The organism is Variovorax sp. E3 (assembly GCF_016082275.1).
GTDB lineage: Bacteria > Pseudomonadota > Gammaproteobacteria > Burkholderiales > Burkholderiaceae_C > Variovorax.
Genome location: NZ_MOWM01000027.1, coordinates 1 through 25,822, shown reverse-complemented (window position 1 = coordinate 25,822; position 25,822 = coordinate 1). Strand labels below are relative to the sequence as shown.

24 protein-coding genes and 7 pseudogenes are annotated in these 25,822 nt (G+C 68.3%); 17 read left to right on the top strand and 14 right to left on the bottom strand.

Going from position 1 to position 25,822, the window contains the following annotated elements; genetic code table 11:
* Positions 1 to 48 precede the first annotated feature (48 nt).
* From BMG07_RS12525 to BMG07_RS12515, 3 genes and pseudogenes are all read right to left on the bottom strand, one after another.
* A pseudogene (locus tag BMG07_RS12525) lies at positions 49 to 1,739 on the bottom strand (PepSY-associated TM helix domain-containing protein).
* A gap of 32 nt (positions 1,740 to 1,771) precedes the next feature.
* A complete protein-coding gene (locus tag BMG07_RS12520) occupies positions 1,772 to 2,071 on the bottom strand; it encodes an iron uptake protein (protein ID WP_198084840.1) in 300 nt (99 codons plus the stop codon).
* A 166-nt stretch (positions 2,072 to 2,237) separates the two neighbouring features.
* Positions 2,238 to 3,254 carry an AraC family transcriptional regulator gene (locus BMG07_RS12515; protein ID WP_198084839.1) on the bottom strand — a complete coding sequence of 339 codons (1,017 nt, stop codon included), beginning with the start codon at positions 3,252 to 3,254 and terminating at the stop codon, positions 2,238 to 2,240.
* 193 nt (positions 3,255 to 3,447) lie between these two features.
* Between BMG07_RS12515 and BMG07_RS12510 the strand changes: the two are divergent.
* The 5 genes and pseudogenes from BMG07_RS12510 (at position 3,448) to BMG07_RS12495 (ending at position 8,490) form a co-directional block, all read left to right on the top strand.
* A pseudogene (locus tag BMG07_RS12510) lies at positions 3,448 to 4,238 on the top strand (SDR family oxidoreductase).
* A gap of 19 nt (positions 4,239 to 4,257) precedes the next feature.
* A complete protein-coding gene (locus BMG07_RS12505; protein WP_198084838.1) occupies positions 4,258 to 5,505 on the top strand; it encodes a styrene monooxygenase/indole monooxygenase family protein in 1,248 nt (415 codons plus the stop codon).
* Positions 5,506 to 5,509: 4 nt separating this feature from the next.
* A pseudogene (locus BMG07_RS44060) lies at positions 5,510 to 6,748 on the top strand (styrene monooxygenase/indole monooxygenase family protein); the annotation flags it as partial.
* A gap of 33 nt (positions 6,749 to 6,781) precedes the next feature.
* Positions 6,782 to 7,243, top strand: a complete 462-nt coding sequence (locus tag BMG07_RS41980; RefSeq protein ID WP_269758902.1) for a flavin reductase family protein — start codon at positions 6,782 to 6,784, stop codon at positions 7,241 to 7,243.
* A 14-nt stretch (positions 7,244 to 7,257) separates the two neighbouring features.
* On the top strand, positions 7,258 to 8,490 hold the full coding sequence (locus tag BMG07_RS12495) for a dienelactone hydrolase family protein (RefSeq protein ID WP_198084836.1): 1,233 nt from the start codon (positions 7,258 to 7,260) through the stop codon (positions 8,488 to 8,490).
* Between the two features lie 42 nt (positions 8,491 to 8,532).
* Here the strand turns inward: BMG07_RS12495 and BMG07_RS41975 are convergent, their stop codons facing one another.
* Genes BMG07_RS41975 through BMG07_RS12485 form a run of 3 tightly spaced genes read right to left on the bottom strand, consistent with a single transcriptional unit; the run spans position 8,533 to position 10,347 of the window.
* Entirely contained in the window at positions 8,533 to 8,838 is a 306-nt protein-coding gene (locus tag BMG07_RS41975; protein ID WP_269758895.1) for a glutathione binding-like protein, read from the bottom strand.
* Positions 8,832 to 9,173: a glutathione S-transferase N-terminal domain-containing protein gene (locus BMG07_RS41970; protein ID WP_269758894.1), complete on the bottom strand. Its 342-nt coding sequence runs from the start codon at positions 9,171 to 9,173 to the stop codon at positions 8,832 to 8,834. The genes BMG07_RS41975 and BMG07_RS41970 overlap by 7 nt, the downstream gene beginning before the upstream one ends.
* Before the next feature lie 37 nt (positions 9,174 to 9,210).
* Positions 9,211 to 10,347, bottom strand: a complete 1,137-nt coding sequence (locus BMG07_RS12485) for a helix-turn-helix transcriptional regulator (RefSeq protein ID WP_307866942.1) — start codon at positions 10,345 to 10,347, stop codon at positions 9,211 to 9,213.
* Between BMG07_RS12485 and BMG07_RS12480 the strand changes: the two genes are divergently transcribed.
* Positions 10,325 to 11,338, top strand: a complete 1,014-nt coding sequence (locus BMG07_RS12480) for an OmpA family protein (RefSeq protein ID WP_198084834.1) — start codon at positions 10,325 to 10,327, stop codon at positions 11,336 to 11,338. The genes BMG07_RS12485 and BMG07_RS12480 overlap by 23 nt on opposite strands.
* A gap of 9 nt (positions 11,339 to 11,347) precedes the next feature.
* Here the strand turns inward: BMG07_RS12480 and BMG07_RS12475 are convergent, their stop codons facing one another.
* Positions 11,348 to 11,986 carry a hypothetical protein gene (locus tag BMG07_RS12475; protein ID WP_198084833.1) on the bottom strand — a complete coding sequence of 213 codons (639 nt, stop codon included), beginning with the start codon at positions 11,984 to 11,986 and terminating at the stop codon, positions 11,348 to 11,350.
* A 46-nt stretch (positions 11,987 to 12,032) separates the two neighbouring features.
* Entirely contained in the window at positions 12,033 to 12,527 is a 495-nt protein-coding gene (locus tag BMG07_RS12470) for an Lrp/AsnC family transcriptional regulator (RefSeq protein ID WP_198084832.1), read from the bottom strand.
* Between the two features lie 65 nt (positions 12,528 to 12,592).
* On the opposite strand from BMG07_RS12470, the gene ilvB reads away from it, so the two are divergent.
* Positions 12,593 to 14,377 (top strand): biosynthetic-type acetolactate synthase large subunit, encoded by a 1,785-nt coding sequence (ilvB, locus tag BMG07_RS12465; RefSeq protein WP_198084831.1) that lies wholly within the window; start codon positions 12,593 to 12,595, stop codon positions 14,375 to 14,377.
* Positions 14,378 to 14,410: 33 nt separating this feature from the next.
* On the opposite strand, the gene BMG07_RS12460 is transcribed toward ilvB, so the two are convergent.
* The gene (locus BMG07_RS12460) at positions 14,411 to 15,013 is read right to left on the bottom strand and encodes a hypothetical protein (RefSeq protein WP_198084830.1); all 603 of its coding nucleotides are present in this window, start codon (positions 15,011 to 15,013) and stop codon (positions 14,411 to 14,413) included.
* Positions 15,014 to 15,077: 64 nt separating this feature from the next.
* On the opposite strand from BMG07_RS12460, the gene BMG07_RS12455 reads away from it, so the two are divergent.
* Together BMG07_RS12455 and BMG07_RS12450 are read left to right on the top strand one after the other, a co-directional pair.
* Positions 15,078 to 15,656 carry a TetR/AcrR family transcriptional regulator gene (locus BMG07_RS12455; RefSeq protein ID WP_198084829.1) on the top strand — a complete coding sequence of 193 codons (579 nt, stop codon included), beginning with the start codon at positions 15,078 to 15,080 and terminating at the stop codon, positions 15,654 to 15,656.
* Positions 15,657 to 15,806: 150 nt separating this feature from the next.
* A pseudogene (locus BMG07_RS12450) lies at positions 15,807 to 15,917 on the top strand (SDR family oxidoreductase); the annotation flags it as partial.
* A gap of 3 nt (positions 15,918 to 15,920) precedes the next feature.
* Here BMG07_RS12450 and BMG07_RS12445 read toward each other — a convergent pair.
* From BMG07_RS12445 to BMG07_RS12435, 3 genes are all read right to left on the bottom strand, one after another.
* Entirely contained in the window at positions 15,921 to 17,435 is a 1,515-nt protein-coding gene (locus BMG07_RS12445; RefSeq protein WP_269758893.1) for a hypothetical protein, read from the bottom strand.
* Positions 17,436 to 17,703: 268 nt separating this feature from the next.
* On the bottom strand, positions 17,704 to 18,078 hold the full coding sequence (locus BMG07_RS12440; RefSeq protein ID WP_269758892.1) for a hypothetical protein: 375 nt from the start codon (positions 18,076 to 18,078) through the stop codon (positions 17,704 to 17,706).
* Positions 18,079 to 18,140: 62 nt separating this feature from the next.
* Positions 18,141 to 18,524, bottom strand: coding sequence for a response regulator (locus BMG07_RS12435; protein ID WP_198084827.1), 384 nt, complete (start codon positions 18,522 to 18,524; stop codon positions 18,141 to 18,143).
* A 180-nt stretch (positions 18,525 to 18,704) separates the two neighbouring features.
* Between BMG07_RS12435 and BMG07_RS12430 the strand changes: the two genes are divergently transcribed.
* From BMG07_RS12430 to BMG07_RS12405, 6 genes and pseudogenes are all read left to right on the top strand, one after another.
* Entirely contained in the window at positions 18,705 to 19,076 is a 372-nt protein-coding gene (locus BMG07_RS12430) for a response regulator (protein ID WP_198084826.1), read from the top strand.
* 88 nt (positions 19,077 to 19,164) lie between these two features.
* The gene (locus tag BMG07_RS12425) at positions 19,165 to 19,950 is read left to right on the top strand and encodes an acetoacetate decarboxylase family protein (RefSeq protein ID WP_198084825.1); all 786 of its coding nucleotides are present in this window, start codon (positions 19,165 to 19,167) and stop codon (positions 19,948 to 19,950) included.
* A pseudogene (locus BMG07_RS44830) lies at positions 19,847 to 20,308 on the top strand (AraC family ligand binding domain-containing protein); the annotation flags it as partial. The gene BMG07_RS12425 and the pseudogene BMG07_RS44830, both read left to right, overlap by 104 nt.
* Positions 20,309 to 20,348: 40 nt before the next feature.
* The gene (locus tag BMG07_RS12415) at positions 20,349 to 20,825 is read left to right on the top strand and encodes a helix-turn-helix transcriptional regulator (RefSeq protein ID WP_198084824.1); all 477 of its coding nucleotides are present in this window, start codon (positions 20,349 to 20,351) and stop codon (positions 20,823 to 20,825) included.
* 100 nt (positions 20,826 to 20,925) lie between these two features.
* Complete coding sequence (locus tag BMG07_RS12410) at positions 20,926 to 21,357, top strand: VOC family protein (protein ID WP_198084823.1); 432 nt, start codon at positions 20,926 to 20,928, stop codon at positions 21,355 to 21,357.
* Between the two features lie 12 nt (positions 21,358 to 21,369).
* Entirely contained in the window at positions 21,370 to 22,293 is a 924-nt protein-coding gene (locus BMG07_RS12405; protein WP_198084822.1) for a transporter substrate-binding domain-containing protein, read from the top strand.
* Here the strand turns inward: BMG07_RS12405 and BMG07_RS12400 are convergent.
* Positions 22,278 to 23,218: pseudogene (locus BMG07_RS12400) on the bottom strand (LysR family transcriptional regulator). The gene BMG07_RS12405 and the pseudogene BMG07_RS12400 sit on opposite strands and share 16 nt — an antisense overlap.
* A gap of 23 nt (positions 23,219 to 23,241) precedes the next feature.
* Between BMG07_RS12400 and BMG07_RS12395 the strand changes: the two are divergent.
* Positions 23,242 to 24,635 (top strand): annotated as a pseudogene (locus BMG07_RS12395) (PQQ-dependent sugar dehydrogenase).
* A gap of 56 nt (positions 24,636 to 24,691) precedes the next feature.
* Here the strand turns inward: BMG07_RS12395 and BMG07_RS12390 are convergent.
* Positions 24,692 to 24,928 (bottom strand): hypothetical protein, encoded by a 237-nt coding sequence (locus BMG07_RS12390; protein WP_269758890.1) that lies wholly within the window; start codon positions 24,926 to 24,928, stop codon positions 24,692 to 24,694.
* 154 nt (positions 24,929 to 25,082) lie between these two features.
* On the opposite strand from BMG07_RS12390, the gene BMG07_RS12385 reads away from it, so the two are divergent.
* Positions 25,083 to 25,532 (top strand): SRPBCC family protein, encoded by a 450-nt coding sequence (locus BMG07_RS12385; protein ID WP_198084820.1) that lies wholly within the window; start codon positions 25,083 to 25,085, stop codon positions 25,530 to 25,532.
* The last annotated feature ends 290 nt before the right edge of the window (positions 25,533 to 25,822 follow it).

The following is a 25,822-nucleotide window of genomic DNA, read 5'->3' as shown; positions in this document are numbered from 1 at the left end:
CCCAGGCCGGCGATGTTGGCGGCCACGGCCAGCAGCAGGAGAAGGGCGTCAGGCACGGGCGCTCTCCTCGACGACAGCGGACGGCGCGCGCGGCGCGGCCACGGCAGGGGCCACGCCGGCGCCGGCACCGCGAGCGAGCTTGCGCGCAGCCACCACCGCGACCGCCGCGCTCGCGAGCATGAACAGGTCGACACCCGCCACGGGCCAGTAGCCCGCGCCGATCGTGCGCAGCAGGTGGTCCCCCGTGGTCACCCAGTTCAGCAGCACCGCGGCCACGGCCATCACGGCGACGGCCCAGCACTGCTCCGCCCAGGCCGGCGCCATGCGCGCTTCGGCCACCGGCGCGGTGCGCCAGATGGCGTGCGCGAACGCGATCAGCCATGCGCCGCAGAAGATGTACTTTTCCCAGTCGCCGCGCGCCGGCAAATCGTCGGGCAGCAGGCGGTTGCCGATCAGCATCGCGAGCGTGGCCACGAGCATGCCCGTCACGGTGGTCACCGCGAACGCATCGACCAGCGTGCGCCGCCGCGTTCCTGCCTGGCGTGCTGGCGCTTGCGCTTTTCCACGAAGAAGATGAAACCGGTGGCAATGCACGCGCAGCCCGACAGCCCGCCCAGCACGTACAGCCACCGCAGCAGCCAGTGGCGAAAGTGCTGCAGGTGCAGGCCGGTGAGGAAGGTGTTGACGCTGGCCACGGGCGTGAGCGGCGGGTCTTCGCGCAGCACCTCGCCGGTCGAGGCCTTGAAGTGGATGCCTTCGCCGGTCAGCGCGATGCGGTCGGTGCCCGCGCGGTACACGCTCACGTAGCTGTTGGCGTCGCCCACGTGCTGCACGCTGAGAAAGCCGACGTCGCCGGCCATGTCCTTGGCGGCCCAGCGGCGGCGCGCCTCGGCCACCATGGCGTCGACCGAGGCCAGCGTGCCGGGCGTGCCCGCGCGGTCGTGCGGCAGGCCGGTTTCCAGCGCCTCGTGCTTTTCGTGCAGGTCGTGCAGCGGCTTGAGCTGCGTGTCGGTCAGCGGAAAGTAGATGCTGCCGAAGATCACCAGCCCCGAGAACGCGAAGATGAAGTGAAAGGGCAGGGCCACCACGCCGGTCAGGTTGTGCAGGTCGAGCGTGCTGCGCTGCGTGTGCTTGCGCGGTCGGAAGGTGAAGAGCTCGCGAAAGATCTTGCGGTGCATCACCACGCCGCTGACCAGCGCCACCAGCATCACGAGCGCCGCGAAGCCGACGATGAAGTAGCCCAGGTTCTTCCATTCCAGGTGCAGGCTGTAGTGCAGCGGGTAGAAGAACTGGCTGCCGATCTTCAGGTGGTCGTCGGGCAGCGACTTGCCGGTGCGCGGGTCGATGGTGCGGTCACCGAAGACGCTGTCCTCGGGGTCCTTGGCGTTGGGCAGTTCATAGCTGGCGAACAGGCTCAGCACCGGGTCGCGGTGCGTGGTGTACGCGCCCCAGCTCTTGACCACCGGAAAGCTGTCGGCCATGGGGCCGTTCACGCGGCTGCGGGCCTGCTCGATGCTCAGCGCGCTGGGCTTCATGTCCTGGAACACGGGCAACAGCATCTTGTCGAACGAGGGCATGGGCTGCGGCGCGAAGCGCGTCGCGGGAATGGCCCAGCGGTCGATCTCGCGGTCGAACACCGACAGCGAGCCGAAGAAGAAGACGGCCATCAGCACGAAGCCCATCACGAGGCCGAACCACGTGTGCAGCCATGCCATCGAAAGGCGGAAATTCTGGAACACGGACGAAGGTCTCCTTGTGCGCGGTGCGCCCGTCAAAGCAGCGCGCGCTGCACCAGCCAGGCAGCGCCTGTCATGAGCGCACCGCCGCCGGCCAGCACCAGCCACACACGCGCCAGGCTGCGCGCCGCGAAGGCCCACAGGAACGCGACCAGGAAAACGATGAAGCCGACGATGTAGCCCAGCGCCTCGGCGTCGTGGAACTCCATGCGGGCTGCGAACAGCAGGCCGATGGCCAGGGCGATGAAGCCCCAGGTGAAGGCGTAGCCGCCGAGCATGCCCGCGGCAATGCGCCAGGCCACATGGGAGCGGGAAAGGGTCGAAGCAGTCGTCATGTCATGGTTCAAAACAACAGGCGGAGCACCGGCTGTGCCGGCCTCGTGGCTCTTGCCGAACAGCGGCGCCGGGTGGTCGCCGCGAACGTTCTTCTCGCTGTGCGGGGTGGGCGTTATCTTGTTCTGGCCCGCACGGGATAAGAACCATTCTCAATCATAACGTGACTCAGCCAGCGCGCGACCCACGCGCCAGCGTCTCGGAGGGCCTTTCGCCGAAGCGCGCGCGGTATTGCGCCGCGAAGTGGCCCAGGTGCAGAAAACCGTATTTTTCCGCCGCCTCGCGCACGCCACCGGCATCGCCTTGCGCGCACGCCTGCAGGTCGGCCCGCACCCTGTCGAGCCGCAGTTCCCGCAGGAATTCCATCGGCCCCTGGCCCGCGTGCTGGCGAAATGCCAGCTGCAACGCGCGCGCGCTGCAGCCGACCTCGCGGCACACGTCCGCCAGCGACACGGGTTGCTCGGCGTGCGCGGCCATGAACTCCTGCGCCTTGCGCACCACGCGCGGCACCAAGCCGCGCTGGGCATCGCCGGCCAGCGCGGCCGAGTGGTTGTGCCGCGCCGACATCAGCAGGCTCGACATCAGGTATTCCTCGGCATGCTCGGCCAGGCGATTGCCGGCCTGCAGCGCATTGCCGGCGTCGAGCGTGAGCCGCAGGTAGTCGATGAAGTGCACCAGCGGCGCCAGCGCGGGGTTGTCCAGCGGCACGCCCAGGTCGAACACCAGCGCCTGCCGCAGCGGCGCCTGCAGCAATGCTTCCAGCCGCGACAGCAGTGCCGGGCGGGCCAGCCGCACGATCAGGTGCGGGCTGTCGTCGGCCCAGCGCATCGACAGCGGCTCGGTGGGCGAGGGCAGCGAGGCCAGGCTGGGCGTGGCCTCGACCTGCTGCGCGCCGCAGCGGATGTCGGCGCCGCCGCGCAGCGGAATCTGCAGCAGGAAGAAGTCTTGCAGGTAGCCCGGGTCGATCTGCACGCCGGGCCCGTACTGCACGTAATTGAGGCTCACGTTCCGGTCCAGGCGGGCGCTGTGGTGGCAGGCGTCGAGTTCGGTGCGCGGGCGCAGCATGGTCAGGCCGTGCGGGCAGAACACGCGGGCCACGCTTTCGCGCGCCTCGTCCATGTCGTGGCTTTCGAACAGTCGGTAGCGCTGCAGAGGCAGCCGTGGGGTGATGGCGGCGGTTTCCATGGGGGGCCGGATGACCGTAGCAAAAACCGTCCCCGCCCACAATTCGGATCGCCCCTCGGCCCAAAAACATGCGCGCCAGGGACAGCGACTGCGCTTGCGGGATGCGCCTGCGCCTCTTCACCTCCTAACGTACGACCCCACAGGCCAGCCCGGTCTGGTCGAACCGATCCACCAAGGAAGGAGAGCAAGCGTCATGTTCAAGGGACTCGAAGGCAAGAGCGCCATCGTCACCGGCGGTGCCACGTTGATAGGGGCCGGCGTGGTGCGCGCGCTGCACGCGGCCGGGGTGAAAGTGGTGGTCGCCGACATCGACGCCGCCAACGGCCAGGCGCTGGCGGATTCGCTGGGCGCGGGCGCGCTCTTCGTGCAGACCGACATCACCGACGACGCCCAGGTGGCGGCGTGCGTGGCGCGGGCCGCCGAGCGGCACGGCGGCGTGCACTTTCTGGTGAACCTGGCGTGCTCCTACGTGGACGACGGCTTCAAGTCGCCGCGCGCCGAATGGCTCACCTCGTTCAACGTGAACGTTGCCAGCGCCGTGGCCATGCTGCAGGCCGTGCACCCGCACATGGTGGCGGCGGGCGGCGGCGCGGTGGTCAATTTCACGAGCATCTCTCGCGCGTGGCGCAGACGGGGCGCTGGCTCTACCCGGTGAGCAAGGCCGCGATGGCGCAGCTCACCCGCAACATGGCGATGGACCTGGCGGGCGACCGCATCCGCGTGAACAGCGTGTCGCCGGGCTGGACGTGGTCGGCCGTGATGGACCGACTGAGCAACGGCGACCGCGCCAAGACCGACCGCGTGGCCGCGCCGTTCCACCTGCTGGGGCGCGTGGGCGACCCGGACGAGGTGGCGCAGGTGGTGCTGTTCCTGTGCTCGGACCACGCGAGCTTCGTGACCGGCGCCGACTACGCGGTGGACGGCGGCTACGCGGCCATGGGCCCCGAGCAGGCCGTGCCGGCCATTCCCAAACTGATGGACTAAGAAAGCAAGGAGCCAACTCATGAAGCGAATCGCCATCGTCGGCGCGGGCCAGTCGGGCCTGCAACTGGGGCTCGGCCTGCTGGGCGCGGGCTACGAGGTCACCATGTTCAGCAACCGCACGGGCGACGACATCCGCCACGGCAAGGTGATGTCCAGCCAATGCATGTTCAACACCTCGCTGCAGATCGAACGCGACCTGGGGCTGGACCAGTGGGCCAGGGAATGCCCCACGGTCGACGGCATCGGCCTGGCCGTGCCGCACCCCGAGCAGAAGGGCGCCAGGGCCATCGACTGGGCGGCGCGGCTGCACTCGAGCGCGCAGTCGGTCGACCAGCGCGTGAAGATTCCCGCGTGGATGGCCGAGTTCCAGAAGAAGGGTGGCGAGCTGGTCTTCAAGGACGCGGGCATCGACGAGCTGGAGACCTGCACGCAGACCCACGACCTCACGCTGGTGGCCAGCGGCAAGGGCGAAATCTCGAAGCTCTTCGAGCGCGACGCCCACAAGTCGACCTTCGACAAGCCGCAGCGCGCGCTGGCGCTGACCTACGTGAAGGGCATGAAGCCGCGCGAGCCGTTCTCGGCCGTGTGCTTCAACCTGATTCCCGGCGTGGGCGAGTACTTCGTGTTCCCCGCGCTCACGACCACGGGCCCGTGCGAGATCATGGTGTTCGAAGGCATTCCGGGCGGGCCGATGGACTGCTGGGCCGACGTGAAGACGCCGCAGGAGCACCTGGCGCGCAGCAAGTGGATCCTGGACACCTTCACGCCCTGGGAGGCCGAGCGCTGCAAGGACATCGAGCTGACCGACGACAACGGCATTCTTGCGGGCCGCTTCGCGCCCACGGTGCGCAAGCCGATCGCCACGCTGCCCTCGGGGCGCAAGGTGCTGGGCCTGGCCGACGTGGTGGTGCTCAACGACCCGATCACCGGCCAGGGCTCGAACAACGCGGCCAAGTGCGCCGACGTGTACCTGAAGAGCATCCTTGCGCGCGGCGACGGCGTGGCCGATGCCTCGTGGATGCAGCAGACCTTCGACCGCTACTGGTTCGGCTATTCGCAGTGGGTCACGCAGTGGACCAACATGCTGCTCACGCCGCCGCCGCCCCACGTGCTCAAGCTGCTCGGCAGCGCGGGCGCGATGCCGACGCTGGCCAGCGCCTTTGCCAACGGCTTCGACGATCCGCGCACCTTCTTCCCCTGGTTCGCGGACCCGGTGGAGGCCGACCGCTACATCGACACCTGCGCCGCCGCGGCCGTGGCTGCCTGAAGCCATGACGAGAAGCGTCGCCATCGTCGGCGCCGGGCAGTCCGGCATGCAGCTTGCGCTGGGCCTGCAGGCGGCCGGGCATGAAGTCACGGTGTTCTCGAACCGCGGCGCGCTGGAGATCTTCGAGGGGCCGGTGATGTCGAGCCAGTGCATGTTCGAGACCGCGCTGCAGACCGAGCGCGAACTCGGGCTCGACTTCTGGGCCCGCGAATGCCCGCGCGTGGAAGGCATCGGCATGACGGTGCGCAACCCCGAGGGCGGCAAGGCCATCGAATGGAGCGCCAGGCTCGACGGCGCGGCGCAGTCGGTCGACCAGCGCCTGAAGATCCCCGGCTGGATGGACGCCTTCGAGCGGCGCGGCGGCCGGCTCGTGCTGCAGGACGTGGGGCTCGACGCGCTGGAAGCCTGCGCGCGCACGCACGACCTCGTGGTGGTGGCCAGCGGCAAGGGCGAGATCTCGAAGCTCTTCGCGCGCGACGACGAGCGCTCGCCGTTCGACGCACCGCAGCGCGTGCTGGCGCTGACCTACGTGAAGGGCATGAAGTCGCGCGCGCCGTTCCCGGCCGTGTGCTTCAACCTGATTCCGGGCGTGGGCGAGTACTTCGTGTTCCCCGCGCTCACGACCTCCGGGCCGTGCGAGATCATGGTGTTCGAAGGCGTGCCCGGCGGGCCGATGGATTGCTGGGCCGACGTGACCACGCCGCGGGAACACCTGGCGCGCAGCAAGCGGATCCTCGAGACGTTCCTGCCATGGGAGGCCGAGCGCTGCCAGGACATCGAGCTGACCGACGACAACGGCGTGCTGGTCGGCAGCTTCGCGCCCACGGTACGCAAGCCGGTGGCCACGCTGCCCTCGGGCCGCAAGGTGCTGGGCCTGGCCGACGTGGTGGTGCTCAACGACCCGATCACGGGGCAGGGCTCGAACAACGCGGCCAAGTCCGCCGACATCTACCTCAAGCGCATTCTCGAAAACGGCGATGCGCCCTTCGACGCGGCGTGGATGCAGCAGACCTTCGACCGCTACTGGGAAGGCTATGCGCGCTGGGCCACCGACTGGACCCACAGCCTGCTCGCGCCGCCCAGGCCGCACCTGCACAAGCTGCTGCAAAGCGCGACGCACATGCCCTCGGTCGCGAGCACCGTGGTCAACGGCTTCGACGATCCGCGCGCCTTCGCGCCCTGGTGGTTCGATGCGGCGGAGACCGATCGTTTTCTCGAAGCCAGGGCGCGCGAGGCCGCGGTCGACCGCTTCGACCGACGCGACTTCCGCAAGGCGCTGGGCCAGTTCAGCACCGGCGTGACCGTGATCACCACGCGCGCCATCGACGGGCGCCGCGTGGGCATGACGGCCAATTCCTTCTCGTCGGTGTCGCTCGATCCGCCGCTGGTGCTGTGGAGCCTGGCGCGCAACGCGCCGAGCGTGGCGGACTTCACCGGCGCGAGCCATTTCGCCATCAACGTGCTGGCGGCGCACCAGCACCATCTGTCGCGCCAGTTCTCGACGCCGCAGGCCGACAAGTTCGGCGGCGTCGACTGCTGCGAGGGCACGGCGGGCGTGCCGTTGCTCAACGACGTCATCGCGCGCTTCGTCTGCCGCAATGTCAGGCAGTATGACGGGGGCGATCACCTCATCTTCATCGGCGAAGTCGAGCGCTACGACCGCTTCGAGGGCGAGCCGCTGGTCTTTCACTCGGGCTACTACCAGGTGACGACGCGGCACCCGGAATGTTTGCAATAGAACGGAGAACCCACATGCAGAAAAATCCCCAGGCTTCGGGCCAGTACATCCAGATGCAGGCGGCCGACGGCAGCGGCAGCTTCCGCGGCTACCTGGCATTGCCCGAAGCGGGCAGCGGCCCGGGCCTTGTCATTGCCCAGGAAATCTTCGGCATCAACCACACCATGCGCGAGGTGGCCGACTACTACGCCGAAGAAGGCTACGTGGTGCTGGTGCCCGACCTGTTCTGGCGCCAGGAGCCGAACGTGGAGCTGGGCTACAGCGAGGCCGACTGGCAACGCGCCTTCGCGCTGTACGGCGGCTTCGACGAAGCCAAGGGCATGCAGGACATGCAGACCGCCATCGACGCATTGCGCGCGCGTACCGACGTTGCCGACAAGAAAGTCGGCGTGCTCGGCTTCTGCCTGGGCGGCAAGCTCGCGTACCTCAGCGCCTGCCGCACCGATGCCGACGCGGTGGTGGGCTACTACGGCGTGGGCATCGACGCCGCGCTGGACGAGGCCGACCACATCAAGTGCCCGCTGACCCTGCACGTCGCCGAGCTCGACAAGTTCTGCCCGCCCGAGGCGCGCGACCGCATCGTGGCCACGCTGCGGGGCCGGCCCGGCGTGTCGATCCATGTGTACCCCGGCATGGACCACGCCTTTGCCCGCGCGGGCGGCGAGCACTTCCACAAGCCGTCGGCGCTGATGGCGCACGAGCGCAGCATCGCCACGCTGAAGGACGCCATCGGCCCGAACTACGACCTCTCGGCGCTGTGGGACAAGCACTGCGAATACGAGTTCGGCACGCGCGACGTGAACGACACCATGGGCACCATGGTGGCCGAGCCCTACGTCAACCACATCCCGACCATGACCGGCGGCGTGGGCTACAAGGACCTGCACGCCTTCTATACGAACCACTTCGTCAACAGCAACCCGCCCGATACGGCACTCACGTCGATCTCGCGCACCATCGGCGCCACGCAGGTGGTCGACGAGCTGCTGTTCAGCTTCACGCACACCACCGAAATTCCGTGGATGCTGCCCGGCGTGGCGCCCACCGGCAAGCGCGTGGAAGTGCCGCTGCTGGCGGTCATCAAGTTCCGCGGCAACAAGCTCTACCACGAGCACATCTACTGGGACCAGGCCAGCGTGCTGGTGCAGGTCGGCCTGCTCGACCCCAAGCTGCTGCCGGTGGCGGGCATCGAGACGGCGCGCAAGCTGCTGGACGAGACGCTGCGGTCGAACACGCTGATGCGTTGATGCGTTGATGCGTTGATGCGTTGATGCGCTGACGTGAGGTGATCAGCTCAGCATCGGCGTCAGGTCCGGGTCGCCCTTGGCCATTGCGCTGCGGTACGCGGGCCGCTCGCCGATGCGCTGCAAGTAAGCGCGGATGTTCGGATATGGCGCAAGGTCGACCGGCTGGAACAGCCGCATCGTGGTGAGCGGGAACACGCTCATGATGTCGGCCGCCGTGAACTCGTGGCCCGCGAGGTAGGGGACCTCGCCCAGCCGTGCCTCCACGAGCGCCAGCAAGCGGTCGAGTCGGCCCTGCACCGACACCCGCACCGGATGGTCCGCCGGCAGCTTCGCGCTGTTGATCAGCATGAGGCGCCCCATTCCCGGTTGCAGGTTGCCATTGGCAAAGTGGAACCAGTAGAGAAAGGCCGCGTAGTCCGCGTGCCCGGGCCCGGGCTGAACCGGCCACCACCGTGTTTCACGATGATGTATTCGACGATGGCGGCCGACTCGGCCAGCAGCAGGTCGCCGTCTTCGATCAGCGGCGCCGCGCCCAGCGGGTGCCGCGCCTTGAGTTCGGGCGGCGAGAGCCTGGTGACGGCGTCGCGCGTGTAGTGCCGAAGCTCGTAGGGAAGGCCCAGCTCTTCGCAGAGCCAGACGACGCGTTCGGATTGGCCGTGGCCGAGGTGGTGGATCTTGATCATGGGTTTCTCGGGTGGGTGAAGTTTTCAGTCGGCGTGTTCATGGCCGCTCGTGGCCCCGAACCGCCGTCGGTGCAAAGCCGAAGCGCTGGCGGAACCGCACGGCGAAGCGGGAGGGCGATTCGTAGCCCACGGCGCGCGCAATGTCGGACACGGGCTGCGCCGTCGCCTGCAGCAGCGTGAGTGCGGCGGACATCCGTGCGTCTGTCAGCAACTGCGTCAGCGAAGCGCCCTCCGCCGCGAGCCGGCGGCGCAGCGTGGCCTCGGACAGCGCCAGTTCGCCGGCGACACGCTCGGCCGTCCACGCGCACTCCAGGCGCCCGGCAATCAGCGCGCGCACCTTGATCGACACGCTCGGGATCACGGGAGCGCTGTGCAAGACGACACCTGCTTCCAGCAGCCAGTGCATCACTTCGAGCAGGCGCTGTCGCACGACGGAATCGGGGATGCCTGCCTGGGGAGCCAGTGCCTGCCTGGCGTTCTCGAAGGCGTTGACCAGGTGCGGCTGCACCTGCGAAAGCAGGCGCACCGGCGCCGAGTTCTGGCTGGCAGGCGTGGCCTGCGCGGACCTGCCGAGGTAGTGGGGGTCGTCGAGCAGCGCAAGGTCGAAGAGCAGCCAGCGCGCCTCATAGTGCGTGCCGTCGGGGACCGAGTTGGTGAAGTCGACCGTCTGGTTGCCGCCGATGACGATGGCCTGCCCCGGCAACGCCCGAACCGAGGCGCCTCTTTCCGCCCGCACGGCCTTGATGCCTCTGTCGACGAGTATCAGCGCGGGCTGCTCGACACGGGCGCGAAGTATTTCAAGACCGCTGCCTTGCAGGACGTGCGCGGTGGCGCCCACGCCTTGCCGGACGTGGATGTCTCGCGCCAGAGAGACGGCGTCCGGTTGTGCGCCGATGCGTTCGTTCAACGTGCGCTCCGCGCGGTGAAGGCCCGCAACAGGAGAAGGCGTCTTGCAAGCATGTCGGGGGCCCGGTGGTTGGAATACGCCCAGTCTAGGTTCGCGGCTGCTTTCGTTCGGTGCGGCGCCGGTCGCATTCCGTGCCGTTCCGATCGAATGGCGGTCCGGCCACGGCATAGGCCATCCGTCGAATGCACAACAGCGGCTGCGTTCCCTAGCATGCAGCGCATCGCCGCTCTTGCCGATGCCTTCGATGTCACAGACCGCCTTCAGCACCCGATTCCTCCGCCTGGCCGGCGCGGCCCTGCTGTCGCTGGCCACCGGCGCATTCGCCGCCGAGCCCGGCAAGGACCACCCGCTGGTCGGCCGCTACGAGGGCGCCGTGCTCGACGGCTACAAGGCCGCCGCCTACGACGAGGTGGGCCTCATCAAGGAGCCGTTCCAGAACTGGGCCGGCGGCAAGCCCGAGCTGCTGCCGGTCGAGGGCAAGGTCACGCTCTATCTCTACAAGCTGCCCAAGGAGCGCTCGCTGCTCGAGGTGCAGCGCAACTACGAGTCCAGCCTCAAGGCCAAGGGCTTCGAGCTGCTGTTCACCTGCGGCACGGCCAACGCGTCTTGCTACAAGCCGCGCCCCAACAGCGTGGACACGACCACGCCCTACGACTTTGCGCTGGCCTTCGACAACCCCGAGTGGCCGCGCCTGGGCAGCCGGGGCGACTACGCGCGCAACTATTTCGCGGTGAGCGGCCGCTACCTGCTCGCGAAGAAGACCGGGCCCACGGGCACGGTGTACGCCAGCATCGCGCTGGCCGAGCACAACGCCGATGTCGGCAACCACGCCTTCGTGCGCGTGGTCGAGACCAAGGCGATGGAAGACAACAAGATCGTGTTCGTCGACGCCTCGGCCATGCAGAAGAGCCTGGCCGAGACGGGGCGCATCAACCTCTACGGCATCCTGTTCGACCTCGACAAGGACATCATCAAGCCCGAGTCGCAGCCCACGCTCGACGAAATGACGAAGCTCATGCGCAACAACCCGCCGCTCAAGCTGTCGGTGGTGGGCCACACCGACGCGCAAGGCGAAGCCAGGCACAACGACGACCTGTCGAAGCGCCGCGCGCTGGCGGTGATCGCGGTGCTGGTGAAGGCCGGGGTGGACCCGCGCCGCTTTACCACGCGCGGCGCCGGCGCGGCCGAGCCGGTGGCGCCCAACGACAACGAAGCGGGGCGGGCGAAGAACCGGCGGGTCGAGCTGATCCGGCTCTGACGCCGGGCCTCAGCGTTTCAGCACTGCGAACAGCGTCGCCCAGTTGCCGGGCGCGGCGTCGACCAGCGCGTTCAGGTGCGCCTGCAGCCGCGCGGCAACTTCCTGCAGCGTGGCGCTCCCGGCCAGCGGCTCGTCGCCGGCGATCTGGGCGATCCACAGGTCGGAGTCTTCGGCGCCGGCTTCTTCGGGCACGCTCCAGCCGCCCGCCGCGCCCAGCAGGTAGCGCAGGTGGTATTCGACGGTAAAGCCTGGCTCGGGCGTGCCTTCGCGGCGCACATGGGCCAGGCGGGCCATGGTGGCGGCCAGCGCCTGGCTGTCGAAGGCGCGGCCGTCGTCTTCGGTGCACAACTCAGAGCCTTCGGCGGCATAGCCCACGAGCTCGCGCCAGTAGGCCTCGTCGTGCGTGCCGTCGCGCTGCGTCATGTGCCGGCTAGCGAAGCGGGCCATGAGCGCGGGGTCGGCAATGAGGGGCGACAGCACGAGGTCGCTGCGAAAGTCGAAGCCGAAGAAGTACATGGTGCCGTCGAGCGTGATCGCCTCGATGGCGCCCAGGTGCCCGTCGCGGCCGGCAAGCGGCGAGGGGAGCGGCGGGGCCGCGCGGCCCGCTTCCGCTGCGGCCGGGGGTTTTTTCTTGAAGAAGTCGAACATCCGAAGATCCTTTGGGGAGTTCCAGTGCCCCGCGATGTTCGCACCCTCAGATCAGCGGCACGCTGGTTTCCTTCAAGACCCGCAGCACGAAGTGCGATTTGCTGTGCCGGATGCCGGGAATCTTGTAGAGCTTTTCGCGCAGCAGGCGCTCGTAGTCGCGCGTGTCGCGCACGGCGATACGGATGTAGTAGTCGTAGTCGCCCGACACCAGGTAGGCCTCCTGGATCTCGGGAATGGTGGCCAGCACGCGGCCGAAGTCGTAGAGGGTCTCGTCGGTGTGGCTTTCGAGCGTGACCTGCACGATCACCGAGTCGTGATAGCCCAGCTTGCCCGGATCGACGTCGATGGTGTAGCGCTTGATCACGCCCGTGGCCTCGAGCTTCTTGATGCGCGTCCAGCAGCTGGTGGGCGACAGGCCGACCTCGTTGCCGATCTCCTGCAGGGTCTTGCGCGAGTCCAGCAGCAGCACACGGAGGATCGCCAGATCGGTCTTGTCGAAAGATCCTTCGTTGTCGCCGATGATTTGCCGATTGATCTTCATGAATCGAGTCCAAAGAGCCAAAAGAAAGAAGCATATTTTGCGCTCAAACCGGAAGAATTGACGGCATGCGACTGCTCGACCTACCCCTCACGCCCTCCCTGTCACTCCACCCGGAAGTGCCACCCCGTATCCGCAACGGCGCCGAAGCCCTGCTCGACACGCTGGTCGAGTGCGGTGTCGACACCATTTTTGGCTACCCCGGCGGCGCGGCGCTGCCGCTGTACGACGCCCTGCACGGCGAACCCCGGCTGCGCCACGTGCTGGTGCGGCACGAGCAGGCGGCGGTGCACGCGGCCGAAGGCTATGCGCGCAGCACCGGCCGCGTGGGCGTGGTGCTGGTCACGTCGGGCCCCGGCGTGGGCAACACCATCACCGGGCTGCTCGACGCCATGAGCGACTCGGTGCCCGTGCTGTGCATCAGCGGGCAGGTGGCCACCGCGGTGATCGGCACGCAGGCCTTCCAGGAGAGCGACGCGCTGGGCATGTCGCGCTCGGTGACCAAGTGGAACCGCCAGGTGCGCTCGGCCGACGACGTGCCCTCGCTGGTGCGCCGCGCCTTGGAAATCGCCACCACGGGCCGCCCCGGCCCGGTGCTGCTCGACGTGCCGAAGGACATCCAGCTCAACCGCATGAGCCACGCGCCCGAGCCCGCGCCGCTGCGCGCGCTGCGCACCAGCCGCTCGGCGATGCCGCCCAAGGCCATGATGCAGCGCGCAGCCGACCTGCTCTCGACGGCGCGCCGGCCGGTGATCTACGGCGGCGGCGGGCTCATCAACTCCGGGCCCGAGGCCTGCGAGGCTTTCACGCAGCTGGTGAACCGCCTGCATGCGCCTTGCACGCTCACGCTGATGGGGCTGGGCGCGTTCCCCGCGTCCGACCCCAAGTTCATCGGCATGCTGGGCATGCACGGCATGCTCGAGGCCAACCTGGCCATGCACGAGGCCGACCTGGTGGTGTGCATCGGCGCGCGCTTCGACGACCGCGTGACCGGCAAGCTCGACGAGTTCTGCCCGCATGCGCGCAAGATCCACATCGACATCGACCCCGGCAGCATCAACAAGGTGGTGCACGTCGACGTGCCGATGGTGGGCGACTGCGCGGTGATCCTCGAAGGCCTGCTGGCATTGCTGCCCGAGAGCTTCGCGCCCGAGCGGCTTGCGCCGTGGTGGGCGCGCATCGAACGCTGGCGCGCCGAAGACTGCCTGGCCTTCGAGCCGCGCGAAGATTCGATCCTGCCGCAGCAGCTGATGTCTTCGCTGCAGCGCGCCATCGGTGCGAGCGGGCGCGACGCCATCGTCTCGACCGACGTGGGCCAGCACCAGATGTGGGCCGCGCAGTACCTGCGCTTCGACAGCCCGCGCCACTGGCTCACCTCGGGCGGCGCGGGGACCATGGGCTACGGCCTGCCGGCCGCCATCGGCGCGCAGATCGGCCACCCCGAGGCGCTGAGCGTGTGCGTGAGCGGCGATGCGTCGGTGCTCATGAACATCCAGGAGCTGTCGACGGCGGTGCAGCACCGCGTGCCGGTGAAGCTGGTGCTGTGCAACAACGGCTACATGGGCATGGTGCGCCAGTGGCAGGAGCTGAACCACGGCAACCGCCTGAGCCACAGCTGGAACGAGGCGTTGCCCGACTTCGTGGCGCTGGCCAAGGCCTTCGGCTGGGGCGCGCGCCGCGTGACCGACCCGGCCGAACTCGAAGACGCGCTGGCCGAATGCCTGGCGAGCGAGGGGCCGTTCTTTCTGAACGTCGAGGTGGCGGGGCAGGAGAACTGCTTCCCGATGATGCCGTCGGGGCACGGCCACCACCGCGTGATGCTGGCGAAGGACCGGTGGTACGAAGAGGCTTGAAGGCGCCGCTTCAGGCGCGTCTTCAGGCGGCGGTCAAACCAAGGGGGTATAGGCCTGTTGGGGGTACAGGTAGATTCTTTTTTCGTAAGAGTCGCGAACCTTGGTGCCGCCCTCGATGGTTTTTTCGATGTGCGCAACCTGGCCCATGTAGATGTCGGCCCGGCTGAACATATGGAACGCGCCGTCTTCCGGGTGTCTTACCGTGAGGTGGAAGTACTTCTGCGCACCGAAAGTCTGTAGCTGGTGGAATCCGAGTTCAACCGTGACATTGGACTTGTCGTCCAGCACGGCCGTGGCCAGGCGATGCAGTTCGTTGGCGTGGTCGTTGGCGATTTCTCTTTTGGCCCAGGTGATCAGCATGGCGTATATCTGTTGCCAACTGCAGTCGCCCAGCGTGTTGTAGTCGTCGCCATAGTGGTATCCGTGCTTGGCCTGAAGCCCGCGAATGTTGTTCCAGTCATCTGCAAATACGATGCCCATATAGACCTCTTCTCCGATTGAAGAACCATTGAATCGTTGCGCTGGCATGCCGAATCCGGGCACTGTGTCAGCCATCCACGGGCCGATCCATTTCACGCGATTACAGGTGGCGGGGTGATCGACAGGGCGACGGCGCGGGCGCTGCAATGGCCGCATGGCGGGGCGGGCCTTTCAGTTGCCATTGAAGACTGATCGATCCGGAATTTCTATACTCCGCCCCATGGCACGACCCAAAGCATTCGACCGCGAAACCGCCCTGGAGGGCGCCATTCCCGTGTTCTCCGACCTCGGCTACGACGGCACGTCGACCGAGGTGCTGCTGCAGGCCATGGGCATCAGCCGCCAGAGCATGTACGACACCTTCGGCGACAAGCGCGGGCTCTACCTGGCGGCGCTGCAGCACTACATCGCGGACAACGTGGCGGAGCACATCCGCGTGCTCAACAGCACGCCTTCGCCGTTGCGCGGGCTGGAGGCCATGCTCGAAGCCATGGCCTCCAAGGCCGGCAGCCCGGCGGAGTCGGCTTGCCTGGGCATCGGGGCCGTCTGCGAGTTCGGCCGCTCCGACGACGAGGTCTCGCTGCTGACCGACACCGCCGCCCGCACGCTGCTGTCCACGCTGGAGCGCCGCGTCACCGAGGCGAAAACGGCGGGCGAAATCGGCCGTGACGTCGACGTGCGCACCGCGGCGCAGTTCCTGTCGGCCACGCTCTCGGCGCTCAAGATTTCCGCGCGGGGCGGGGCCACGGCCGACGCGCTGCGCGGCGTGGCACGCATGGCCCTTCGAAGCCTGCGCTAGCCAGCAAACAGCGGCGCCCTGCGTGGGCGCTTTTTTGGCTCAATTCTGGATCATTCAATCCAATAAAAAGGAAGTTCACACCATGTCGAAAACACTCACGGGCAAGGTCGCCCTTGTCACCGGCGGATCGCGCGGCATCGGCGCGGCCATCGTGCGGGGCAGGACCACGAGATCGCGAGCCTCGTCGCGTACCTCGCGGGGCCCGAAGCGGGTTTCGTGACCGGCGCCGCGCTGACGGCCGACGGCGGCTACCTGGCCTGAGCCTCAAGAGTGCCCGTCGACCCGCATCTGGAACAGGAAGTACGGCGGTATGCACGCGCCATGCCCTTCGGGCTTGCCGTCGGCCTGCGCGCAGATGTAGTCGTCGCGGCACGGCTGCTGCGCCGAGCAGCTGCGCAGGTTGCCGGGCCGGGTGTGCTTGCTCAGGCATTCGCCGAAGGGCTTCTTCGCGGCCAGGCACTGGTTGAAGTCGCTGAGGATGGCGATGCCGCCGCAGGTGCCGTTCGGGTCCTTCGCGTTGCAGGGGCCAGAGCACATGCCGCCCGGGAAGCCCACCGAGGTGGTCTCGCACACCGAGGCCGCGCCTTCGCAGGCCGTGCGCGGCAGCTTCTCGGCGCGGTCCTGCCAGGGGTTGGCCGACGCGGTGATGCGCGTGGGCTCGCAGCGCGCGCCGACCGTGGCGCGTTCGGTGGTTGCAGCGGCGTCCAGATCGAGCGGCTCCGCGAGCGGGCGGAACGGATCGGGCCGGGGCGTCGACAGCGACGCGCCCACGTAGGCCGAGCGCCGCGCCAGTTCGTCCTGCATGTGCGGCGAATGCGGCACCGCGAGCGCGTTGCCCGTGGTGAAGGTGCGCGATGCGCCGCGCCGGTCCACGCCCAGCAGATGGAAGCCCGCGACCGCGCGGCTCTGGTGGCAGCCCATGCAGCTCAGGTCGTCGAGGCGGCGCAAGATCGCCTGCGGTGACGTCAGCGTGCGGCTGCCGGGCACGGCCTGCCAGTCGCCCGGTGCGAACACCTGCGCGAACGGCCGGTTCGCGAGCCGCTCGATGCCGCGCGGCGCCACCGACACGGCCTCGGTCGCGAGGAACCGGTCGGGAATCTGCAGCGTGGCCTCGTCGAGCGCGCGCAGGTTGTCGGGCTGTTGCAGCCACTGCTGCAGATCCTTGCGCAGCGGTGCGTTGGCCTTGAGCCTGGCGACGTCGGGGGTGTTCTCGAGCGGCTTCACGTCGTAGCGCTTCGTGCCCGCGTTCCAGCGGAAGGCGCGCAGCATGTATTCGGCATGGCCGCCCAGGTCGGGCCGTACGGCCGAGGGCCATCGCACACTCTGCAGGTTGGTCGTGACCTGCGAGATGCGCGCGTGCCGCAGGCGCTGCGGCGCCAGCGGGCCGTCGGCCGACACCAGCCAGCGGCCGAGTGCTTGGTCGGTCGTCGCGGTCTGCGGCGGCTGCCAGAGGCGGGCGGCATTCGCGCAACTGCCGCTGGCGTCGGGCGCGTCGCCGCGCAGCTCGACGTTGACGGTCATCGGCAGGCGCGACTGCATTGCCGCTGTGCGGTAGGCCAGCCGGTACACGAGCCGCGTCTCGCCGCAGGCGCCGTCCTGGAACGGCCGGCGGTCCATGCGGTTGGCCACGCCGACCAGCTCGAAGAACGCATCGGGGCTGGTGAGCCAGCGCGCGTCGAACAGGCGGTGCGGGTAGCGCGAGATGCCGACGCGGCCTGCTTGTCGCGGCGTTGGATGCCTGCGAGGCTGTCGCCCAGCGGGCCGGCGATGGCGCGCCACGCGGCGGAGCGCGCCAGTGTCTCGTTGCTGGCGATGCCGTCATCGGGCGTCGGCGTGGCCGCATCGAACCAGCGGGCGAAGCCGGCGCCGGATTTTTCGGCGGCCTGCAGCGCGGCGGGCGCGGTGACGAGCAGCACCGGGTCGGCGGCACGCGCGGCGGTCGCCGCGACGGCGAAGCCCAGCGCGAGAACGGCGGGCAGGCAATGTCTGAGGAAATGCACGCGGACGATTGTGCCGCGCCGGGTCAGGTGCCTAGTGCAGTGAGTCGTCAGCCGACGATCAACGCCGCATCGACGCGCCGCACGCGGTGGTCGATGTAGTAGCCGCCGAACTCGGTGTAGCGCAGCACCAGCAGCGAGCAGGCGCTGCAGCGGTACACGTCGCTGCGATTGAACGGAAAGTGCGCGGCCGAGATCGGCGCGTCGGGCGAGTCGTAGCGCGTGCCGGCGGGGTGCCATTCTTCAAAGGTCGGCTCGTGCAGTTCGGCGTCGCGCAGCGTGCCGACCTGCTGCATGAGCGCGTCGGGCCAGCGTTCTTCGGTGATGCTTTCCCAGGCGGCTGCGTCCTGCAGGCGGCAGGCGCAGGGCGAGTTGCCGGGGGCGGATGTGTTGGCGAGTTGCCGCAGCGCGGCGGCGTCGAGCATCGGGGAGTCTGTGGAATTCGGGGTAGCCATGCACCGGTTGTATCGCACCGGCCCCGTCCCCTTCAGCGCCGAGGTGAAATATTCAGCGTCTTGCAGAAGTCGTAGAAGGCCTCGAGCTGCAGCGACTTGTCGAACACCGCGTCCACGCCCGCCGAGAGCGCACCTTCGCGCACTTCGGAGGTCGCATAGTTCATGAGCACCACGGTGCGCTGCGCGGGCGACTTGCGTGCCTTCAGGAAGTTGGCCACCGTGAGCCCGTTGCCTTCGGCCAGGAAGATGTCGATGACCGCGGCGTCCCAGCCTTCGGGGTTGTCCCTGAACCAGTCGATCGCGTCGTCGGAGGTGGTGGCGGTGCCGATCACGGCGCACTCGGAAAATTCTTGCAGCCCGTCGGTCAGGGTGGTGGCGATCAGGGGGTTGTCTTCTATCAGGTAGATGCGGGTCATCGTGCGCGCTCGGTGCTTGTCGGTGCTTGTGTTTATGGTCGCTTGTCTCGGCCGAGGCGGTGATTGTCTCGTTCGAGACCGGGCGTCGAGTCAGACAATGCCGCCATCTGTCGTAGATCCCTGCGCCCAAGGGTGTCCGAGTGCTGCAGAGCAGCGGTTTGTCTGGAAAAATGCAACGCAATGACAACAGAACCGCTGCCGACACCACAACAACAAAAGCTCCGGGTGCTCCTGGTCGAGGACGACGCCGACACGCTCGCCACCACGCTGAAGCTGCTCGAAGCCCTGGGGCACTGGGCCACGGGCGTCAAAAGCGCCGAAGCTGCCATCGCACGTTTCTTCGACGGCGCGTTCGACGTGGTGATGGTGGACATCGGCCTGCCCGCGCTGTCGGGCCGCGACCTGGCCGAGCGGCTGCTGCGCGACCACCGCGTGCCCGTGATTTTCGTGACGGGGCAGGCCGAGCCGGCCACGGCGATGCAGGGCACGGTGTGGCTGCGCAAGCCCTACACGGTCGAGCAGCTGACGGACACGCTGGCGGCGGTGATGTAGCAGCGCGGCGCGGGATCACTGGCGTACAAGACGGGGCCGTGTGCGCGGCCTATCGTGGGGCGGTCTTGAACTCGCACGCACGCATCCCATGCCACCTTCTTTCACGCCTCCCTTCACTTCTTCCGGCCGTAGCGCGCTCGTGCAGGCGCCGCCCTGGCACTACGCCGGCTGGCTGGTCAACGTCGCTTTCGAATTCGACAGCGCCCTGGGCGCCGCGCTGGTGCCCGCGGCGCTCGGCACGGCCACCGGCAGGGGCTGCGTGCATTTCGCCGACTGGCAGTCGTGCGGCGACGACGGGCACGAACTGCTCGACCCCGTCTACGCGCAGTACCGCGAGACCATCGTCGTGCTCGAGATCGCCGCGAAGCAGGGCGATGGCGGCGCGCGTTTCTACTGTCCGCTGATCTACGTCGACCAGGACATCTCGCTGCTGCGCGGCTGGCTGCAGGGCTGGCCCAAGAAGATCGGCAGCACCTGGCTCACGCGCAGCCTGCCGTTGATCCACCCGGCGGCCGCGCCGATGAGCGCCGGCAGCAAGCTCGGCGCGAGCCTGAGCGTGAAGGAGCGGCGGCTGGTCGATGCCTCGGTCACGCTGTCGGGCGAGAAGGCCGAGCGTCGGTTGGGCTTTCTGTCGGCGCCGACGGTGGGCGCCGTCGGTTGGCCCGACCTCACGCGCCCGGGCGAGGGGGCACAGCCGCGCTATCTGCGCGCCGATATCGTCGATCGCGTCGAGTCGGGCTGGATGAGCGGCAGCGCCACGCTGCGCTTTCATGAACACCCGGTCGAAGAGCTCGCCTTGCTCGGACCCGTGGCGGCGACGGCGGCCACCGCGGGCTGGACCGGCATCACGGTGCGCGGTGCGCTGCAGGCCTGAGCACGCCGATGGCGCTACGCTTCGGGCGATGAACCCGCCGCCCGCCCCCGTGTCGCATGTCATCGGCCTGCCGATGGAGGGCGGCGCGCAAGTCGAAGCCATGTTCTCGGTCGACCCCAAGGCGCATTTCGAACTGCACTGGCACGCCGAGTGGAGCGTGGGCGCCATCCTCGAGGGGCGCTGCGAGTTCACCTGCGCCGGCGAACGGCGCGTGGCCGAAGCCGGCGACCTGGTGCTGATGGCGCCCTTCATGCTGCACACGGCCGGCGTGAGCGCGCATGGCTTTCGCATGGTGATGCTGTACGTGCCGCACGCGTGGGTCGAGGCGCGCCTGGCATGGCCGCCGGGGCTGCGCGGCGAACTGCTGCGCGGCGTGTGGCAAGACGCGGCAACGGCCCATGCGCTGGCCGCCGCCGCGCGCCGCGAAGACGGCGCGCGGGTCGGCAGTTGCTCGAACAGCTGCTGCGCGCACAGACCGGCCGCGAGCTGGTGCCGATCGGGCGCGCAAGGGCGACGCGCGGGTCGAGGCCGTGTGCGCCGCGCTGGAAACCGAAGACGCCTGTCGCATCGACCCCGGTGCGCTTGCCTTGCGGCTCGGCGTGTCGCGCGAGCACTTTCACCGGCTGTTCCGCATTGCGGTGGGCATGACGCCGACACACTATGCGCGGCTGGCTCGCATCGGCCGCGCCAAGGCACTGCTGCGCGAAGGCCATTCACAGGCCGACGTGGCGGCGCAATGCGGCTTCACCGACCAGGCGCATTTCTCGCGCTGGTTCCGCCGCTGCTTCGGCGTGACGCCGGGCAACTACATGGCGCGCGAGCCGCAGGCGTACCGCCGGAGCGCGATGGAGGCTCGACGGTTCGAAAACGACTGATCGAAAATCTCGTTGCTCAGATCAAAAACATATCGCTTTCGATCGATAAACGTGCTGCTTAAAGTTGCGTGCATCCCCACACCAACCACGGACAGCGCCCATGAGCACCGCCACCCCCCGCATTCCTTTCCACCTCGCATTTCCGGTCCGCGACATCGCGGAGGCCCGCGCGTTCTACGGCGAACTGCTGGGCTGCCCCGAGGGCCGCAGCGCGCCCGAGTGGGTCGACTTCGATTTCTACGGCCACCAGATCGTGGCGCACCTGGCGCCCGATGAATGCGGCCACCACCAGAGCAGTGCCGTCGACGGCCACAACGTGCCCGTGCGGCACTTCGGCGCGATCGTGCCCATGGACCAATGGCAGGCCATGGCCGACAAGCTCGTGGCGCGCAAGACCGAGTTCGTGATCGAGCCCTACATCCGCTTCAAGGGCGAGCCCGGCGAGCAGGCGACGATGTTCTTCCTGGACCCGTCGGGCAATGCGATCGAGATGAAGTCCTTCGCGGACCTGAGCTCCCTGTTCGCGCGCTGAGGAAGCGCCATCATGAACAGGAGCAACACAAGCGCCGCCGCGCTTGCGGCGATGGCTGCCATGGCCGCGATGGCCGTGTGCACCCCGGCCGCGGCGCAGCCGGACACGCTGGGCAAGATCAAGGAATCGGGCGCGGTCACCATGGGCGTGCGCGATGCGTCGGGCGCGATGTCGTTCACGCTCGGCCCCGGAAAGTACACGGGCTTTCATGTCGAGATCTGCGAGCGCATCGTCGGCGACATCAAGAAGAACCTGCAGCTCGACAAGCTCGACGTGAAGTACCAGCTGGTGACGCCGCAGAACCGCATTGCGCTGGTGCAGAACGGCACCGTGGACATCGAGTGCGGCACCACCACCAACAACGCGGCGCGCCAGAAGGACGTGGCGTTCGCGCCGACGCTGTATGTCGAGGGCATCCGCATCGCCGTGAAGACGGGCTCGGGCATTGCGACGCCCGCGCAACTGGCCGGCAAGACGGTGGCGGCCACCACCGGCAGCACATCGGTGCCGGCGCTGCGCAAGCTCAAGCGCGACGGCATCGCGGACATCTCCGACGTGCTGGCCAAGGACAACAGCGAAGGCTTCCTGCTGCTGGAAACGGGCCGCGCCGAAGGCTTCGTGGCCGACGGCCAGATCCTGGCGACGCTGATCTCCAAGAGCAAGGAGCCCGAGAAGTTCAGGCTGCTCGACCAGGTGCTCGCCGTGGAGCCGATCGCGATCATGATGCGCAAGGGCGACCCGGCGTTCAAGAAGCTGGTCGACGACAGCGTGCTGGCGCTTGCAAGGAGCGGCGACGTTGCGCGCATCTACGACAAGTGGTTTCTGCAGCCGATTCCGCCCAGCGGCTCGAAGGTGGGGCTGCAGGCGAACGCGATGACCAAGGCCGCCTGGGCCACGCCGACCGACAAGCCGCTGGAGGCCTACGAGGCGCGCTGACGCACGGGGCGCCGCGGCTTGCCGGAGGCCGCTGCGGGCCCGGTCTTCCTGGGCACCGCCTCGGCAGCCTCGCGCAGGTGCTGCGCGAAGTGAGCGACGATCGGCGGGCTGGCGCGCGGCTTGCGCTGGAGCAGGCCGATCTCGCGGTAGAAGGTGTGCTCGCCCAGCGGGACGACACGAACGCTGTCGGGCAAGGGCAGGTGCGCCTCGACCAGCGGCACGAGCGCAACGCCCAGCCCCTTGGAGGCCAGGTGGATCAGCCCCGAGATCTCGTCCAGCTCGATGGCGTCGTTGACCGCCAGCCCCTCGCGCCGCAGGAACCCTTCGACCAGCCGGCCGCCGAACGAGGCCCTGTCGTAGCGCAGAAACGGCTGTTGCTGGAGCAGCGCGCGCCAGTTTCGGGTCGCGGGAAGCGCCCTGGGCGCGACGAGCACATAGGCTCGTGCAGCAACGCCTGCCAAGTGAGGTCGGGCGGCATGCCGAAGGGCGGGCGGATGATGACCGCCGCATCGATCTTGCCGGCGTCCAGGTCGTCCATCAGGTGCATCGACACGCCCGGCGAGACATGAACGCGCACCAGCGGAAACGCGCCGCGCAGCCTTTCGAGGGCGCGCGCCAGCAGCGTGGGCTGTGCCGAGGCGATCGAGCCCACGCGCAGCAGCCCGCTGGTCGCGCGTTCGTCGGGAAGCTCGCCGAGCTTGGAGAACAGCGCGCAGATTTCTTCGGCGCGCGGCAAGGTCGCCTGGCCCGCCGCGTTCAGCGTGGCGGAGCGGCCGGTGCGGTCGAACAGCTGGAACCCGAGCGTTTCTTCGAGTCGCTTGATCTGGCTGCTGACGGCGGACTGGGTGAGGCCGATGCGGTCGCCGGCCGCGGCGAAGGTGCCGTGCTTGCAGACCGTGATGAATGTTTTGAGCTCGCTGATCACGGCGGCGAGCATCGCAAGATTCGATGCTCGCGTCAATTTGGCATCGAGAAAATCGCTGCGTGGCCGCTTCTTCCGGCGACAGGGTGAGCACGCCGAGGCGAGGCTCGGCGTTCGTCGCGTCGAAGACCCGGTGCCGGTACGGCTTTCACGCGCACCGGATACTCTTCGCACCAGTAACTTGCGAGCGAAGCATGCAATTCCCGAAGTTCGGATTCATTCCCTGGTTGCTCCTGGGCGCAGCGCCCGTGGTTGCCCAGATCAATGCAGGAGCGTTGCCCGCCACCGCGTCGCCCCCGTTCAAGCTCACGAAGGTCGCGCAGTTCAATCTGCCATGGCGCATGGCCTTCCTGCCGGACGGGCGCATGCTGATCACCGAGAAGATCGGCAAGCTCTTCCTTGCGACTCAGACGGGGCAGAAGCTCGAAGTCGCCGGCGTGCCGCCGGTGTTCTACGAAAGCCAGAACGGCCTGCTCGGCGTCTACCTGGCGCCGTCCTATGCGAGCGATGGCGCGATCTACCTGACCTACTCGGAGCCCGGACAGGAGCGCGGCACCTCGGCCCTGGCGCTTGCCCGCGCGACGCTCAAGATCGGCACCGACACCGCCTCGCTGGAGAACCTGAAGGTCATCTGGCACGACCCGATCAAGGGCAAGGGCGGCCAGGTCGGTGCCGCCGTGGCCTTTTCGCCGGACCAGAAGTTCTTGTTTCTCACGGCCGGCGACCGGCAGCGCTTCACCCCCGCCCAGGACCCGAACCAGCCGGCCGGCAAGATCCTGCGATTGACCCTGGACGGCAAGCCCGCGCCCGGCAACCCCATGGAGGGCAAGACCGGCGCACCGTCGGTGCCGGTGATCGATCCGGCGAGAGATACCGAGGCCGCCAAGACCGCGCCGGTGGTGCGCACCCATGTTTTCGACGGACCGAACCTGACGCCGTCCGAGACATGGACCTCGGGCCATCGCACGCCCTACGGCCTGGCGTTCGCGCCCGATGGTCGCCTGTGGGAACTCGAGCACGGGCCGCGCGGCGGCGACGAACTCAACCTGATCGAGCCGGGCAAGAACTACGGCTGGCCGCTCGTCTCCTATGCGGTGAACTACGACGGCGTGCCCATTGCAAGCCCCGACACGCGCCCCGACCTCGCCAAGCCCGTGATCTACTGGACGCCGGTCCTCGCGCCCGGCAACCTGATGTTCTACAGCGGCGCGATGTTTCCGAAGTGGAAGGCTCGGCGTTCGCGACCGGGCTCGTCAGCCGTGCCTTGCACCGGATCGAGGTGCATGGCGCGACCGCGACACCGGCCGAGCACTGGGCGGTTGGCTTCCGTGTTCGCGCCGTTGAGCAGGCGCCGGATGGCGCGCTGTGGTTGATCGAGGATGACCGCGAGGGCGGGTTGTATCGGCTGACGCCGAAGTAGTAACGTCGCCTTCGGCAGGCGGCCCGACTCGGGGCTGGTCAGCCGTGCGTGCTGCGTCACCGCGGCAGGAGCGCGCGGGCGATCAGGCAAGCGGCAACCGATGCGACGATGGCACCGGGCAGCGAGAGCCTGCTTGCGAGCAGGCCGGCAAGCGACCCCGCGCAGCCACCGATGAATGCCGCGCTCCACACAGTGCGTTGTCTGCGGTGTAGGAAGGATCTTTTTTCGGCATACAGCCCATTCGAGACGAGCCATGCGACCGCAATGGCCCAGAGAAAGACAACGGTGAGCATCTTGAAGCCGATGATGGGGTGAACGCCCAAGGGACGCAAGCCGGGCGCAGCGCCTGCCCCCGGGTTTCCCCCGAGATCGCATCATGTCGATTCCCCGCAGGCTCGTTCGACGTATCCATAGAGGGTCTTCCTCTGCACTTCAGGAGAAACAACCATGGCTACCACCAACACCGTCCGCCTGCACCGCGTGCTGCGCGCGCCGCCGGAGCGGATCTACCGTGCATTCGTCGAGCCCGGTGCGTTCGAGCGCTGGCTGCCGCCTTTCGGCTTCGTCGGCAAGGTCCATGCGATGGAGCCCGTGGTCGGGGGCGCCTGGCGCATGTCGTTCACCAACTTCGGCACCGGCAACGGCCACGCGTTCGGCGGGAAGTACCTGGAGCTGGTGCCGGGCCAGCGCATCGCCTACGACGCGAGCTTCGACGACCCGCATCTTCCGGGCACCATGAAGACCACCGTGACGCTGACCCCGGTGTCGTGCGGCACCGAGATGTCCGTGGTGCAGGAAGGCATTCCCGCCATGATCCCGACCGAGATGTGCTACCTGGGTTGGCAGGAGTCGCTCGTGGCGCTGGCCCAACTGGTCGAGCCCGACATTCCGGGTTGAGGCGCTGACGCACGCACCGATCGTGCGAATCGACTACAGCGGGCCGGGCGGCCCGCCGACCGCGTCGAAGCAGGTGGAGATGAACATGGTGCCAGCGCCGGACAAAGGCCGTCGTTCATCCACATCTTCACTTGAAGGAATTCGACATGACACAGACCAAGAACCTCGCGGACCGCGGCGACCTGAACCTGGACCCGATCACCGGCGAGCCCGGTGCCCACCCCGTCGGCACGGGGGCGGGCGCGACCGGTGGCGCGGTCGCGGGGGCTGCGGTGGGTGCCGTGGGCGGG

What these genes read in the sequence shown, in the direction of transcription:
- BMG07_RS41975 (WP_269758895.1), bottom strand. Translation starts at nt 8,838, where the DNA reads ATGCTGATCAACAGCGCGAAGCTGCCGGCGGACCATCCGGTGCGGGTG.
- BMG07_RS12405 (WP_198084822.1), top strand. Translation starts at nt 21,370, where the DNA reads ATGAACAGGAGCAACACAAGCGCCGCCGCGCTTGCGGCGATGGCTGCC.
- BMG07_RS12415 (WP_198084824.1), top strand. Translation starts at nt 20,349, where the DNA reads ATGCGCTGGCCGCCGCCGCGCGCCGCGAAGACGGCGCGCGGGTCGGCA.
- BMG07_RS12430 (WP_198084826.1), top strand. Translation starts at nt 18,705, where the DNA reads ATGACAACAGAACCGCTGCCGACACCACAACAACAAAAGCTCCGGGTG.
- BMG07_RS12385 (WP_198084820.1), top strand. Translation starts at nt 25,083, where the DNA reads ATGGCTACCACCAACACCGTCCGCCTGCACCGCGTGCTGCGCGCGCCG.
- BMG07_RS12435 (WP_198084827.1), bottom strand. Translation starts at nt 18,524, where the DNA reads ATGACCCGCATCTACCTGATAGAAGACAACCCCCTGATCGCCACCACC.
- ilvB (WP_198084831.1), top strand. Translation starts at nt 12,593, where the DNA reads ATGCGACTGCTCGACCTACCCCTCACGCCCTCCCTGTCACTCCACCCG.
- BMG07_RS12440 (WP_269758892.1), bottom strand. Translation starts at nt 18,078, where the DNA reads ATGCTCGACGCCGCCGCGCTGCGGCAACTCGCCAACACATCCGCCCCC.
- BMG07_RS12520 (WP_198084840.1), bottom strand. Translation starts at nt 2,071, where the DNA reads ATGACGACTGCTTCGACCCTTTCCCGCTCCCATGTGGCCTGGCGCATT.
- BMG07_RS12425 (WP_198084825.1), top strand. Translation starts at nt 19,165, where the DNA reads ATGCCACCTTCTTTCACGCCTCCCTTCACTTCTTCCGGCCGTAGCGCG.
- BMG07_RS12410 (WP_198084823.1), top strand. Translation starts at nt 20,926, where the DNA reads ATGAGCACCGCCACCCCCCGCATTCCTTTCCACCTCGCATTTCCGGTC.
- BMG07_RS12480 (WP_198084834.1), top strand. Translation starts at nt 10,325, where the DNA reads ATGTCACAGACCGCCTTCAGCACCCGATTCCTCCGCCTGGCCGGCGCG.
- BMG07_RS12470 (WP_198084832.1), bottom strand. Translation starts at nt 12,527, where the DNA reads ATGAAGATCAATCGGCAAATCATCGGCGACAACGAAGGATCTTTCGAC.
- BMG07_RS12495 (WP_198084836.1), top strand. Translation starts at nt 7,258, where the DNA reads ATGCAGAAAAATCCCCAGGCTTCGGGCCAGTACATCCAGATGCAGGCG.
- BMG07_RS12460 (WP_198084830.1), bottom strand. Translation starts at nt 15,013, where the DNA reads ATGCGGCCATTGCAGCGCCCGCGCCGTCGCCCTGTCGATCACCCCGCC.
- BMG07_RS12390 (WP_269758890.1), bottom strand. Translation starts at nt 24,928, where the DNA reads ATGCTCACCGTTGTCTTTCTCTGGGCCATTGCGGTCGCATGGCTCGTC.
- BMG07_RS12475 (WP_198084833.1), bottom strand. Translation starts at nt 11,986, where the DNA reads ATGTTCGACTTCTTCAAGAAAAAACCCCCGGCCGCAGCGGAAGCGGGC.
- BMG07_RS12455 (WP_198084829.1), top strand. Translation starts at nt 15,078, where the DNA reads ATGGCACGACCCAAAGCATTCGACCGCGAAACCGCCCTGGAGGGCGCC.
- BMG07_RS12505 (WP_198084838.1), top strand. Translation starts at nt 4,258, where the DNA reads ATGAAGCGAATCGCCATCGTCGGCGCGGGCCAGTCGGGCCTGCAACTG.
- BMG07_RS12515 (WP_198084839.1), bottom strand. Translation starts at nt 3,254, where the DNA reads ATGGAAACCGCCGCCATCACCCCACGGCTGCCTCTGCAGCGCTACCGA.
- BMG07_RS41970 (WP_269758894.1), bottom strand. Translation starts at nt 9,173, where the DNA reads ATGATCAAGATCCACCACCTCGGCCACGGCCAATCCGAACGCGTCGTC.